Origin of the sequence: Halothece sp. PCC 7418 (assembly GCF_000317635.1) — a bacterium.
In the GTDB taxonomy this organism is placed as follows: Bacteria; Cyanobacteriota; Cyanobacteriia; order Cyanobacteriales; family Rubidibacteraceae; genus Halothece.
The window spans coordinates 1264730-1278740 of record NC_019779.1; the positions used below are offsets into that span (position 1 = coordinate 1264730).

Consider the following 14011-nt stretch of genomic DNA (forward strand, 5'->3'; position numbering starts at 1 on the left):
ATCTTCAGGTATTTTGAGATGGGAGAAAATTGTTGTGCTTGCGCTCATGATCATGACTCCAACCCAAGTCAAACCCATGGTCAAACGGAATTTAACTGGAAAAAGGAACTGACTCCGATCGCGCTGTCTGGAGTCTTATTTTTAATCGGTTTAATTTTTTACGACCCCCTCCATAACACCCCTTACCATATTGCTGAGTCTGCTGTCTTACTTCCAGCTTATGTCATCAGTGGTTGGACAGTGCTGAGTGGTGCGGGACGTAATATTCTGAAAGGAGAAATTTTTGATGAAAACTTTTTAATGACCCTTGCTACCCTCAGCGCGATCGCGATTCACAAAATGCCTGAAGCAGTGGCAGTGATGCTATTTTTCCAAGTGGGAGAATTATTCCAAGGGTATGCCGTGGGAAAATCCCGTCGCTCGATTCAATCCGTGCTCGAAGTGCGCCCCAATAGCGCCAATCTCAAAACTGAGGAAGGGGTGACAACCGTTTCTCCAGATCGTGTTGAGGTTGGGGCATTAATCGTCGTGCGTGCTGGGGAAAAAGTGCCTTTAGATGGAGAAATTCTGGAAGGAAACTCCCAACTCGACACCTCGGCCCTCACGGGCGAATCCATTCCACAAATTGTTCAAGCAGGGGATGAGATTCTAGCGGGGTCAATTAATCAGGCTGGGGTTTTAACGGTGCAGGTAACGAAACCCTTTGCTGACTCCTCAATTTCTAAAATTCTCGATTTGGTGGAGAATGCTAACAGTAAAAAAGCAGAAACCGAGAAATTGATCACCACCTTTTCTCGTTACTATACTCCAGTGGTTGTTTTCTTATCCCTTGCTGTTGCATTTCTTCCCCCTCTGTTTGTCAGCAGCGCAACCCAAGCGGAATGGACTTATCGCGCCTTAGTTTTACTGGTCATTTCTTGTCCGTGCGGTTTAGTGATTAGTGTGCCCTTAGGTTATTTTGGCGGTGTAGGAAATGCAGCGAAAAACGGCATTTTAGTCAAAGGGGCAACCTTTTTAGATGCTCTCACGCAAGTGCAAGCGGTTGTCTTTGATAAAACGGGGACATTAACCAAAGGAAACTTCCGAGTAACAGAGATTGTGACCCATAATGGTTTCAGTCAACCAGAATTGCTAGAATTAGCAGCAACAGTCGAATCCCACTCTAATCATCCTGTGGCGCAGTCAATTCGAGAAGCATATAATCAGAAAATTGATGATTCTACCCTGCAAAACTATCAAGAAGTTTCAGGACATGGCATTATTGCAGAAGTGAACCAGCAAGTGGTTGTGGTGGGAAATGATCGCCTACTGCATCGAGAAAAGATTCCCCATCAAACAGAGGTTTGCCATCTGGAAGGGACGATCGCGCATACAGCAGTCAACGGGGAATATCGTGGACACATTATTATTGCTGATGAATTGAAAGAGGATGCAGTCGAAGCGATTGCTAGCCTGAGAGGAAAAGGAATTGAAGTGGTGATGCTCACAGGAGATAATGCAACGGTGGCTCAAAGCATTGCCCAACAATTAGGGGTGGATCAGTATCAAGCGGACTTATTGCCAGAAGATAAAGTCACCGCCGTTGAAGATATTTTAGGACAAGTTCGGACTCAGAAGAGAAAAGTTGCCTTTGTTGGGGATGGGATTAATGATGCTCCTGTGATTGCCCGTGCGGATGTGGGGATGGCCATGGGCGGTTTAGGATCGGATGCTGCGATTGAAACCGCAGATGTGGTGATTATGACTGATGCTCCTTCTAAAGTATCACAGGTTATCGCGATCGCGCAGAAAACCCGTCAAATTATCTGGCAGAATATTGGCTTTGCTTTAGGGATTAAAGGATTATTTATTCTTTTCGGTGCGATGGGGTTAGCATCCCTCTGGGAAGCCATTTTTGCTGATGTCGGTGTGGCGTTAATTGCAATTTTCAATGCTGGTCGAATTTTAAGATTTAAGGCTTAAATGATTATTGCAATCTGTCTTTGTTGCTCTCGGCGCGATCGTTTCCCTAATTTTCCCCTTGTTATTAGAGGTCTCTATCAGGTATCATAAACTATGCTGATGCGTGATTGGCTGGCAGTAAAGACCTCAACCTCTCATCATTTGCTTTGATCATAGAACACCATTGCGGGTATAGTTCAGTGGTAGAACGTCACCTTCCCAAGGTGAATGCCAGGGGTTCGAGTCCCCTTACCCGCTTACTAAAAACCTTACCATGCAAGCATTCCAGCCTTTGTTAATCTCATATTTTATCATTTTGGACTAACACTTGGACTAAATTTGGACTATTTGAGGACATTCGGAAGCCTCCAGACGGCTAGGGGTTAAAAGCGGTGCTAGAAAAATGGTATCTAATTCTTAGTGAGAATCACCAGCGACGAGGTTACGGATCAACTGCTCTGAAATATCCCTTATCTGGATTGGTCATTTGTGCTGAGTGCCGAAGCACTTGTCATTCTCAATCTGCTGTGATGAACTATCATCGGGCGAAACGTATGGGGATTCCTAGAGTTTACCGCTATTACTTCCAGTGTAAAAACTGGCGCGTAGGTCGGAGACCGAGCCGTAGGCATCGCTCTTGTAGCCAAAAAAAAACAGTGCGCCAAGAAGATGTTGAAGCGATAGTAGTTGAAGCCCTTTCCAATCGAGCGAAAGAAGTCTCTCAAACGGTGGAAACGCCACAGGAAGAACCCCAAATATTTTCGAGTCCTAGAGGCAATCAGGGACTTTGAGCAAATATATTGGACGATCACTCGTTACGCCAAGGAGATTGTTCCTGGGGACGGAGTATTGTTATGGGTTGCAGGTGAACACGCTGGAATTTATGCGATCGCAGAAGTGATTGAACCAGCCCAACATTTAACGGAGGAGCTAGATATTGGCTACTGGTTTGAGCGCACTCAGAATCGAGATGTTCCTCAATGTAAAATACGGTTTACGCGGAAGCTACTGGAGAAGCCTTTGTTGAAGGAAACACTCAAAGATGATTCGGTTTTACAAGATTTAGCGGTGATTCGCCAGCCGAATGCTACTAATTACAAGGTTACGCCAGAACAATGGCAACGGGTTTATGAATTAAAAGGAAGCGCGATCGCGCAGCGCATTCCTGAAGTGGATAAATTGCAGAAAGTTTAAGTGAGTAGATGGATGGAAACGCTACTTTAATCCATCTCGGTCAAATAATTATTCAGTGACTTGGGTTGATCGGGGTTTGACTTAACTGAAAATTAACCGATTACATAACCTAAAATATGCTCTACTTGTAACTTACTGGAGAGCTTAGCTCTTGTATTGGGGTGCTTCTGTGCCATATCCTGAAATGTGACCCTAAGCTACCGAAATCACTAAATCGGCGGTACTTCACCAACAACACGAATGGCAACGAAAACCAAAAAGACCACTCAGAAAGAAAGCCTAGATCAGATTGTGTTAGGGTTTCATCCTCCAGATGTGCGCCCTCATACGGAGTTTGCGGTGGGGTAAGAATTGGGAGGTTTGAAAGATGAGGTATGGAAGGTTAAAACAATTTATGTTAATTAAAGGAATAAAAAAGGAAAAACCATTGAGTTGTCAGAAGAAATAGATTTTCCTGATAACCAAGAAGTATTAGAGGAAGTGTTTGATCTAGTTAAAAAGAGGAGAATTGAAAAACGACGTTCTGAGATAGCAGAAAATGGGAGAAAAACATTAGAAGCGATGGAGAAAGGAACGGCTAAACGAGGTTATGTTCAGGAAATTAAGTCTTATTTATTAGATAGGTGAGAGATAATAATGCCACTAATAGATTTATTACAGGAAAAGCGAGACGAAATCATTAAAATTGCTTCCAAACATGGAGCATTTAATGTTCGAGTATTTGGTTCTGTGGTACGACAAGAGGAGACAAAAAATAGTGATATTGACTTCTTGATTGATTATGATCGCGCTAAAACCAGTCCTTGGTTTCCAGGAGGTTTACTCATGGATTTGGAGGAGTTATTAGGTTGTAAAGTTGATATTGTTACTGAACAAGGGTTAAGTCCTTTCATTCGAGAACAGGTATTAGCTGAGGCGAAACGTTTATGATACTCTCCTACCTAAACTGATGAGTGGCAAACTGAGGATTAAGGAGGAAAATATAATAGAAGAAGGAAAATGAAACTTCTTAACTCTGACCAAGCCATTATTGATGATGAAAAACTCGCTGGCTATTGCCTTAACCCTAATCATACCGATGGACAGGATAAAGCCCGTGTCTTTAAATCAGCTTTAGGCTTAACTATTGATGATGCCAATGAACTAAAAAACGCCTTGTTATTTGCTGTTCAAACCTATGATGCAATTCCCGATAAAAAAAACGCCTATGGACAAAAATATGTAATCGACTTTCCCTTAACACGGAGGAATAAAACCGCAACCATTCATAGTGTGTGGATAGTAGATAATCAGCAGCAAATCCCTCGATTAATTACTTGTTATGTCCTTTAGCGGAGGAAGATCATGAAACTTTTAGATGTTGTTGCCTTATTGGAAGATTTACCCGAACTGGGATTATATCGCGGACAAGTCGGGACAATTGTTGAGCAATACGAACCCACTGTTTTTGAAGTAGAATTTAGTGATAACACAGGGCAAGCCTACGCCCTAGAAACTTTACGGGAAGAGCAATTAATGGTACTCCATCACTATCCCTTAGAACCCAACAAAATAGCATCGTAAACAACGTTATTTAACAATGCCCTTTCTCTCTTGTACATTCACTAATTATTTGTCATCGGTAACAGATTAGTGTCGTTGGTGACAAATTAATGTCATCTTGTATTTATTACAGGTAGCGTGATAGATTCTAGTGGAATCAGATTTTTTTACCACCAAGGAAGCAGCAAAAATTACAGGATGTACTCTTCGTCAATTACAATACTGGCGTGATAAAAGAGTAATTGTCCCCACTGTCGATGCAACGGGAAAAGGGCGGAGTGTTTTCTATACAAGGGATGATTTAGTCGCTTTGATGGTGATGGAACATCTCTTATCAGCAGGTTTGGATTATACTCAAGCCCGTGCGGGACTAGAAGCGTTGAGAGAAAAAGAACCTAATTTCTGTAAGCCTTCTGTTAATACTCGTTATGTGTTATCGAATCACAAAGAAAATGATCATATAATTTTGAAAGACTTTTATGCGAAACTAACCGTACAGTTAAGTCAATTCAGAAAGTCGGATCATCAAGAAAACGACATGACAGAGGAAGAGTTAGAAGCAGTTACCCGACGAAAACGAATTAATAAAACCTTAACTCAACTGGGTTGGACGATCGCTGATTATGAGGATAATCTAGACACCAGCCGTTTAAATTGCCATGCAGTACAAGAATATCCAGTGGCGACGGGTCGTGCTGATTATGCTTTATTTGTGAATGGGTTATGGATCGGTGTTATCGAAGCGAAACGATTAACAGTCGGTTCTCAGGCTGCTTTGGAACAAGCAAAACGGTATTCTAAAGGGGCATTTGAAGGGGTTGGAAACTGGCGGGGTTATCGCGTTCCTTTCCTTTTTTCCAGTAATGGGGAATTAGTCTATTTTCTTGATATCAGAGAAGAATCGAACCTGACTCGTGAACTGACTACGTTTTACACTCCCGATGCGCTGGCTGAGTTGTTTCAGCGCAATTATGGCGAATATTATCAATGGTTAAAAACCCATCCCGTTGAAGAAAATGATCGCTTAAGACCCTATCAAATTAGCGCGATCGCGCATACAGAAAAAGCGATTACGGAAGGGAAGCGAGAATTATTAATTGCAATGGCAACAGGAACAGGAAAAACCTTTACGATTGTTTCTGGTATTTATCGCCTGTTAGCGTCTAAAACAGTACAGCGAGTCTTATTTTTAGTCGATCGCAGAGCGTTGGCTGCTCAAGCAGTGAGGGCGTTTGCTTCTTTTCAAACCCCTAATGGTAATAAGTTTAACCAAGAATATGAGGTTTATAGTCAATCATTCAAGAAAGATGAGTTCGGTGAAGATGATAAGTTTAATTCTCAGGTTTTACCTAATAGCTATTTAGTCGAACCGTCTCCCAGTCATACCTTTGTTTATGTCTCCACCATTCAACGGATGAAACTGAATTTATTAGGTCAAGGGGCTGTTAATTCCGAGGAAACTGGAGATTTAGAAACAGAAGCAGATGCAGAACAATTAGAGATTCCCATTCATGCTTTTGATTTAATTATTGCAGATGAATGTCATCGCGGTTATACCTCTAGTGAAATTAGTGCTTGGCGCAAGGTTTTAGATTATTTTGATGCCCTAAAAATTGGCTTAACTGCAACTCCTGCCATTCATACCGTCTCTTTATTTAAGAAGATTGTTTATCGCTACACCACAGAACAGGCGATCGCGGATGGTTATTTAGTCGATTATGAGCAAGTTAATATCAATTCTAATGTCAAAATAAACGGGACTTTCTTAAAAGAAGGGGAAGTGGTGCGAAGCGTCGATCGCGAAACAGGGGCGAAATATTATGAAACGTTAGAAGATGAACGAGAATTTAATTCTACAGACATTGAACGGAAAATTACTTCCCCTGATAGCAATCGTAAAATCATTCAAGAAATTGCTCAATATGCCTATAAACATGAGGAAGAAACAGGGCGTTTCCCCAAAATCCTTATTTTTGCCAATAACGACTTAGACCATATTTCCCATGCGGATCAAGTGGTTAGTGTTTGCAAAGATGTATTTGCGAGAGGAGATGATTTTGTCCAAAAAATAACGGGTAAAGCAGATCGCCCGATGCAGAAAATTCGAGAATTTAGAAATCGTCCTCAGCCTAAAATCTCCGTGACAGTAGATTTATTAACCACAGGAATTGATATTCCCGCGATCGAGTTTATTGTCTTTATGCGTCCTGTAAAATCGCGGATTTTATGGGTACAGATGTTAGGACGAGGAACGAGACGTTGTGACGATATTAATAAAACCCATTTTAAAATTTTTGACTGTTTTGGTGGGTCTTTAGTGGAATACTTTGCGGATAGTACAGACTTTAAAATTGATCCGCCTCGTAAACAAACTATGCCTATTAATCAAGTCATTAGCAATATTTTGGATCAAATTGATCCAGAGGGTCACATCGACATTTTAACCAGAAGAGTCCATCGCATCGATCGTAATATTAGCGAAGAAGGACGAGAAGAATTTAAGCGGTTTATTCCTGATGATAATATCAGTGAATTTGCGAGAAATTTAGAAGATAGAATGAAAACGAATACAGAAGAAATGGTGAGTCTTCTGCAAGATGAGGAGTTTCAGGACTTTCTAGAAAACTATCCTCGCGCTCAGAAAACTTTTTATATTGCAGAAGGTGTCGAAGATACAGTAAGCTCTGAGACAGTTATTCAAGGGCAAAAACCCGAGGATTATTTAGACAGTTTTTATCGGTTTATTACGGAAAATAGTGATGAGATAGAAGCGTTAAAAGTTCTCCGTCAAAGTCCCCAGAAATGGAATGCAGAAGTGTTAGAAGAGTTACGAGAAAAGTTGAATCAGAATCGCTTTACTGAGGAAAAATTGCAACGAGCTTATCAATTAGTGAAAAATAAAGCCTTAGCGGATATTATTTCTTTAATTCGTTCGGCTTACAATCCCTCGGAAGAGGTTTACACCGCACAGGAGAGAGTTGATAAAGCGATTTCTGCGGTTACTAATGAGCGAGAATTTAGTCAAGAACAGTTAAAATGGTTAGGCTACATTCGTGAGCATTTGATTCAGAATCTTAGCATTAACATGGAAGATTTTGAATACGCGCCGATTTTTGAACGCTATGGGGGTCGTGGAAAAGCGAAAAAGGTATTCGGAAATCAGTTAAATCAGTTAATTGATGAGTTGAACAGCGCGATCGCTGCTTAATTTTTCTACTTTGTAAATGAATTATTTTGTAAAACTATGGATGTTGTTAGCAAACTTTGGGGATTATGTAATACCTTACGCCATGACGGAATCGATTATGGCGATTATATTGAACAATTAACCTATTTATTATTCCTCAAGATGTCTGATGAAAAAGGAATTGATGTTCCCCCTAATTGCGATTGGGAAGCACTGAAGCAACAGTCTGGGGAAGCATTATTGGATCATTATCTTGGGGTAATCCGCACATTACAGAAACAAGAAGGGTTATTGGGAGATATTTTCACTCAAGCAATGCCTCGTTTTAATAATCCTGTAAACTTAAAACAAGTCATTAATATTATTGATGATGTGGAATGGACAGCTTTAGATGTGGATGTGAAAGCAGAAGCATTTGAAGGCTTATTAGAAAGAGCAGCCAGTGAAGGGAAAAAAGGCGCTGGACAATACTTTACCCCAAGGGTTTTGATTCAGTCAATTATCCATTTAATGAAGCCTGATCCGAGAGAACATTCTAACTTTACCATTTGCGATCCAGCTTGTGGGACGGGGGGTTTCTTAGTCGCTGCGTATCAATGGTTATTAGAGGAAACAGGTGGCGTTTTTGATCGTAAAGAAATCAAGCGCATTAAAACAAAAACCTATTATGGTCAAGACTTAGTATTACGTCCTCGTCGTTTGGCGTTGATGAATCTATTTTTACAGGGATTAGAGCCAATTATTGAGGTTGGGGATACGATTTATGAACCTGATAACGGCGATCGCTTTGATTGTATCTTATCCAATCCCCCTTTCGGGACAAAGGGAGCAAAGCAAGCCCCAGGGCGAGAAGATTTCACCATTGAAACCAGCAACAAACAATTAAATTTTGTCCAGCATATTTTAACCACTCTCAAACCAGGGGGAAGAGCAGCCGTTGTTTTACCTGATAATTGTTTATTTGAAGATAAAGCTGGGGAAGTGTTTAAGATTTTGATGGAGGATTGTAATGTTCATACAGTGTTAAGATTACCCAGAGGAACGTTTACCCCTTATTCGCAAGGGGTGAAAGCGAATGTCATTTTCTTTCAGAAGGGATTACCCACTGAGAAAGTTTGGATTTTTGATGCTCGTTCTAATGTTCCTGGTATTACTAAAAAAGAACGTCCTTTGACTCCGCAACATTTTGCCGAATTTGAGCAATGTTATGGGGATGATCCCAATGGGAAAAGTGAACGGAAGGATTTAGGAATAGAAGGGCGATTTCGATGTTTTTCTTGGGATGAGATTAAGGGGAGGAATTATAAGTTAGATATTACTTGGTTAAAGGATGAAAGTTTGGAGGATTGGGAAGATTTACCTGAGCCTGATTTTTTAGCTAGTGAAGCGATTACGGAGTTAGAAGCAGTTGTTGACAGTCTCAAGGACATTTTAGAATTAATTGAAATTAACGACGATGAGGGCTAATTCTATATACAGGAGTAACTCAATGAATCATCGATACAGTATTTTAATTCAATGGTCAAACGAGGATCAAAAATATATCGTTAGTTTACCTGAATTTGGTTCTTATGCTCATACTCACGGGAATAGTTATGAGGAAGCCTTAAAAAATGGTCAAGAGGTTTTAGATTTGTTGATTGAAGACTATCAAGCTAGAAATAAGCCTTTACCTAAACCAAGTCATTTAAAAGTAACTGTTGAAGGCTATAGCGATCCTAAATCATTTGTAACAAGTTGATTAACCGTTCCCCCCTTTCTAAGGGGGGCTAGGGGGGATTAATTTACAATTCATTTGGGATTGCTATAGTAGGATAGGTAAATGAAAGCAGAAGGTTTCAAAGCATATAATAAATTACCTCAAGGATGGGCGATGGCTTTAATTGTATCTTGCTGTTGTCAATGATTTAAAGGACATTTTGGAATTAATGGAGGTGGAAACATGAGTGCGAATACTATCTTACAGCGTTTAGGTGGAGTCCCCAAAAACTTGATCAAGGGAGGTGGAAATTTATCTGATAGGGATGTTCGTAAAGTAATCATAGCTCAGAAAATTAAACAGAAGTATGACCGATAGTTATAGGAGGTTACATGACTAAGGAATACATTGAAAAGCGAGATGGTGCTTATTTTATTAAAGGAAGTCGGGTGTCTTTAGATTCGATTGTTTATTCTTTTTTAGAGGGCGTTTCCCCTGAAAGTATTGTCCAATCTTTTCCCGTCTTGACGCTTGAAGAGGTTTATGGTGCAATTACTTATTATTTGGCGAATCAAACTGAAATAGATGATTATTTAAGGGAAGGTGAGTTACTTTATGAAAAACTAAGAGAGGCGAGTCTCAAGGATAATCAATCAATTCTTGAAAAAGTTCGTAAAGCTCGTCAGGTTACAAGATGAAAATAGCCTTTCAAGCAAATGAAGACCTAAATCAGAATTATGAAGTATTTTAATTTTTTATAAAAAAGCAAGTTATGCACTATTTACCTCAAGGTTGGATTATTTGTAAGTTAAACGAAATCATTGAGCTTTTTGGAGGATTTGCCTTTAAAAGTAAGGATTACACTGATTCTGGAGTTCCTGTTTTACGAATGGGAAATATTACCAAAGATTTTAAACTGAATTGGAATAAACCTAAACAGCCCTATATTCCTATTCATAGACTTTCAGAGTTTGAGAAATATAAGTTAGAAGGTGGAGAAATTGTTATTTGTCTAACAGACTTATCAGAAACAGGAGCATATCTAGGTACTGTAGCTATAGTTGAAGGTCAAACACCTGCTTTGTTAAATCAGCGAGTTTCTAAAATAATATTTAATGAAACATTAATCAATAAAAAATATCTATATTTTGCCTTATGTAATCCTTCATTTAGACATTATATGGTGTCTGATGATACTGGCTCTCTTCAGAAAAATACTAATCATAACTACATTTTAGAATATAAATTTCAACTTGCTCCCTTAAATGAACAAAAAAGAATTGTTGCTAAACTAGAGAAACTTCTTGGTAAAGTTAATGACTGTCAAGAGCGATTAGAGAAAATCCCCACTCTCCTTAAACGATTCCGTCAATCGGTTTTAGCTGCTGCTTGTTCGGGGCGCTTAACGGCTGATTGGCGTGAGAAAAACCCCAACGTTGAACCTGCTGAAGAGTTATTAAATCAACTTGAAACACCATATCCAAAGCCTCACTTTAATGTCTTTGAACAAAGTTGTAATTATGATATCCCTAACTCATGGAAATTTATTCCACTAGGAAAACTAGGAACTCTAACAGGTGGGGGAACTCCCGCAAAGTCTAAAGCTGAGTATTGGGAAGGTCATATTCCTTGGATTAGTGCTAAGGATATGAAATTTGATAGAATCCGTGATTCAATTAATCATATTAGCGAAGATGCTATCAAAAATTCATCTACTAAAAAAATTCCTAAAGGGTCTATATTATTTGTTGTCAGAGGTATGATTCTAGCTCATACTTTTCCCGTTGCAATTACCGATGATGTCGTAACTGTTAACCAAGATATTAAAGCTCTAATTCCTGAAAAAATAGAACTGAATGAATATTTATTTATTTCTATAAAACTTATTGCTCAAAATATATTATTTGCCACCAAAGAAGCCACTCACGGAACTCGCAGAGTTGAAACAGGAGTTTTACAAAACTGGGCGATTCCATTACCTCCACTAGAAGAACAAAAAGAGATAGTCAAGAGAGTAAAAGCCTTATTCAAAAAATGCGACCTCATTGAACAACGCTACCAACAAGCCAAAGCCTACACCGATAAACTCACCCAATCCATCTTAGCCAAAGCCTTCCGAGGCGAATTAGTCCCCCAAGACCCCAACGATGAACCCGCATCAGTCCTATTAGAAAAAATCAAAGCCGAAAAAGCAGAACAAGAGAAGAAACCCAAACGGAAAACAACAAAAAAACGGAGTCAAAAATAACCCCATCCCATCAAAATTCTACCATTTCTAAGAAGTTAACCCCCCTTTTATCCCCCCAACCCCCCTTTGAAAGGCAGGGCTGTTTCATTCTATCAAAATGGGGAGTAGCCAAAGCCTCTGTCCAAGCCATCTTCGCCCTTCGGTAATTGATAAAAAGCCTAATAATCTAAAAAGATTGAGACAAATGGTCTTTAAAACTGAAAAGTTGACTGCTGACTGAAGATGGTGTATTGGGGAAGTATCTTCAGCAAAAATAACATCTTTGACCCAATGTAGTTGGTTTTCAATTCCCCAATGTCCCTGAATTTTTTCACTAAATTTTTTAGCTGTTTGATCACAACTACTTAAATAATAAACGATTTGATGATAAGGCTTGTCTTTTCGATAACCTTTCCTTTCTACTTTAATAAAATACTGACTTCCTTGCCAAATCTTAGGAACTTTTTCTGGAACTTCAAAAACAGAGACTTGGCGAGTAATTTGTCGTCCATGACTCGTGTCGGTGCAGATATTCTCTTGAAAAGGAATCTGATTGTGAGCAATTTCTTCTAAACTGTTGTACAACTTAGGTTGATTTTTCTTAACCGCAATTACATAATCATTATGAGAGCGATTAATCGTTCTAATTGTTTCTTTTTGACAGTGGACAGCATCTAGAGTCAAAATCTTATTGAATAAAGGTGTATTATCCACCATTTCTCGAACACAGTGAATTTCTGAAGTCTTTTTATTCTCCAATTTTTCCAAGGCTAAAACCAATCCATTTTCTTGAGAAAACCAAGAGACAATTGAAGCAAAATTCTGTTTATTTCCGTAGGTATCAGTTAAAGTTGATTTAATACTTTTGCCATCGATCGCGATCCAATCTGGAATTTCTTCTTTTGAAGATAATTGAGTTGCCCATTGATTAAAAATTGGAATTAAATTATCATTTTCTATTCCCATCATGATTCTTCTAATGGTGGAGTAGGATGGAACTTTAAGGTGAGTATTTTTGGCAAGGCGAAGAAGATAGTCATGATGATTCTTAGCAAAAGCAGATAGGTCTCTATAACTTAAACAACCTACCATTAGCCCTAAAATAACAATTAGGAGTATCCACCATAGGGGATATCTTTTTCCACTGGAATCCCGCCAGTCCTTGACTTGTTTTAAGAAACTGATTAAACTAGACATATTAGAAATTTTTCTAAAAATGCGCGATCAAATCTTCGATTTGGTGCGCGGAGCGCAATCGCGCTGTGGATTTAGTTACGCGATCGCGCTTTACATTTACAATTTTACCCCGAGAATGAAACAGCCCTGCCTTTGAAAGGGGGGCTTTAGTGTATCGGTGTGTAGTGCCAGTTGATCGAAATGATATTAATAATTTTCTGAGCCTTCATAAATCACTGATAAAGCTACCTCCACCCCAACCGAGTTTAACTGCACAACATCGGTTGAGTCCTCTAAAATCTGCAAATTCCAATCCTTAGCGATTCCCCGTCGATAGACCATCACCACTGATTTATCCTGATCCACCAACATATATTCTTGCAGACTTTCTAAACTCCGATAAAAGCTGAACTTTTCGCCTTGGTCATAATTCCTAGTTGAGTCTGATAATACCTCAATAATGACCACTGGATTCATTACTGTGGTTTGACTGTCCCCATAATAAACAGGATCACCCGCCAAAACCATCACATCAGGATAGGTAAAGACATTAACCGATGGAATCCACAACTTAACATTTTCCATATAAACAGGAGCATTTCTATCCTTTAGCGCCAGACGCAAACCAATATACAGATTCCCTGTAATCAAATTATGCTTGGTTGTTCCCCCTGCCATTGGTATAATTTCCCCATTAATAAACTCATGGCGCACCTCTGCTTTTGCTTCAAACGCCAAATATTCCTCTGGGGTGTCAACCTTTTGCGTTAACGGTGTCATCCCTATCATCTCCCTTGGTTCGCCTCCTGCTAATTCAATATCTTAAACAGGCTTTTGATACTCCGCCATTGCAGAAAAGAGTGACATCCTCCCCCGCAAAGCATAGTTATAGGCACTACGGCAGATTTCAAGAATCTCCGTGAGAGTTTCTTCCTGCTGTTTGTTGGGATAGATACGGTATCGGTAGTTAAGTGTGAGCACTGACCAAGTCGTTCAAGCACAGCTTTATTATACGCTGCTTAGTAGATTGTGACAAGGTGCTAAG

Annotated in this window: 14 protein-coding genes, 1 tRNA gene and 1 pseudogene; 13 read left to right on the plus strand and 3 right to left on the minus strand. The window is 39.5% G+C overall.

The window, feature by feature from the left end; genetic code table 11:
• The first annotated feature begins 18 nt into the window (after positions 1-18).
• The 13 genes from PCC7418_RS05790 (at position 19) to PCC7418_RS19310 (ending at position 11811) form a co-directional block, all read left to right on the plus strand.
• Complete coding sequence (locus PCC7418_RS05790; protein WP_015225243.1) at positions 19-1962, plus strand: heavy metal translocating P-type ATPase; 1944 nt, start codon at positions 19-21, stop codon at positions 1960-1962.
• A gap of 165 nt (positions 1963-2127) precedes the next feature.
• A tRNA-Gly gene (locus tag PCC7418_RS05795) sits at positions 2128-2199 on the plus strand.
• Between the two features lie 134 nt (positions 2200-2333).
• Complete coding sequence (locus tag PCC7418_RS19740; protein ID WP_071880223.1) at positions 2334-2732, plus strand: zinc ribbon domain-containing protein; 399 nt, start codon at positions 2334-2336, stop codon at positions 2730-2732.
• Entirely contained in the window at positions 2629-3135 is a 507-nt protein-coding gene (locus PCC7418_RS05800) for an EVE domain-containing protein (RefSeq protein WP_015225244.1), read from the plus strand. The genes PCC7418_RS19740 and PCC7418_RS05800 overlap by 104 nt, the downstream gene beginning before the upstream one ends.
• A gap of 432 nt (positions 3136-3567) precedes the next feature.
• Complete coding sequence (locus PCC7418_RS05805) at positions 3568-3762, plus strand: hypothetical protein (protein WP_015225245.1); 195 nt, start codon at positions 3568-3570, stop codon at positions 3760-3762.
• A gap of 9 nt (positions 3763-3771) precedes the next feature.
• Positions 3772-4065, plus strand: coding sequence for a nucleotidyltransferase family protein (locus tag PCC7418_RS05810; RefSeq protein WP_015225246.1), 294 nt, complete (start codon positions 3772-3774; stop codon positions 4063-4065).
• A 69-nt stretch (positions 4066-4134) separates the two neighbouring features.
• Positions 4135-4467 (plus strand): DUF6883 domain-containing protein, encoded by a 333-nt coding sequence (locus PCC7418_RS05815; protein ID WP_015225247.1) that lies wholly within the window; start codon positions 4135-4137, stop codon positions 4465-4467.
• Between the two features lie 12 nt (positions 4468-4479).
• Positions 4480-4698 (plus strand): DUF4926 domain-containing protein, encoded by a 219-nt coding sequence (locus PCC7418_RS05820; protein ID WP_015225248.1) that lies wholly within the window; start codon positions 4480-4482, stop codon positions 4696-4698.
• Between the two features lie 130 nt (positions 4699-4828).
• Positions 4829-7885 (plus strand): type I restriction-modification enzyme R subunit C-terminal domain-containing protein, encoded by a 3057-nt coding sequence (locus PCC7418_RS05825; protein ID WP_015225249.1) that lies wholly within the window; start codon positions 4829-4831, stop codon positions 7883-7885.
• Between the two features lie 36 nt (positions 7886-7921).
• Positions 7922-9331, plus strand: a complete 1410-nt coding sequence (locus tag PCC7418_RS05830) for a class I SAM-dependent DNA methyltransferase (protein ID WP_015225250.1) — start codon at positions 7922-7924, stop codon at positions 9329-9331.
• A 22-nt stretch (positions 9332-9353) separates the two neighbouring features.
• The gene (locus tag PCC7418_RS05835) at positions 9354-9605 is read left to right on the plus strand and encodes a type II toxin-antitoxin system HicB family antitoxin (RefSeq protein ID WP_015225251.1); all 252 of its coding nucleotides are present in this window, start codon (positions 9354-9356) and stop codon (positions 9603-9605) included.
• 350 nt (positions 9606-9955) lie between these two features.
• Positions 9956-10261 carry a DUF433 domain-containing protein gene (locus tag PCC7418_RS05840; protein ID WP_015225253.1) on the plus strand — a complete coding sequence of 102 codons (306 nt, stop codon included), beginning with the start codon at positions 9956-9958 and terminating at the stop codon, positions 10259-10261.
• A gap of 74 nt (positions 10262-10335) precedes the next feature.
• Positions 10336-11811, plus strand: a complete 1476-nt coding sequence (locus PCC7418_RS19310; protein WP_015225254.1) for a restriction endonuclease subunit S — start codon at positions 10336-10338, stop codon at positions 11809-11811.
• A gap of 84 nt (positions 11812-11895) precedes the next feature.
• On the opposite strand, the gene PCC7418_RS05850 is transcribed toward PCC7418_RS19310, so the two are convergent.
• The 3 genes and pseudogenes from PCC7418_RS05850 to PCC7418_RS19745 all read right to left on the minus strand — a co-directional run.
• Entirely contained in the window at positions 11896-12987 is a 1092-nt protein-coding gene (locus PCC7418_RS05850) for an ISAs1 family transposase (RefSeq protein ID WP_015225255.1), read from the minus strand.
• 186 nt (positions 12988-13173) lie between these two features.
• On the minus strand, positions 13174-13746 hold the full coding sequence (locus PCC7418_RS05855) for a Uma2 family endonuclease (RefSeq protein ID WP_015225256.1): 573 nt from the start codon (positions 13744-13746) through the stop codon (positions 13174-13176).
• 93 nt (positions 13747-13839) lie between these two features.
• Positions 13840-13947 (minus strand): annotated as a pseudogene (locus PCC7418_RS19745) (helix-turn-helix domain-containing protein); the annotation flags it as partial.
• Positions 13948-14011: the final 64 nt, after the last annotated feature.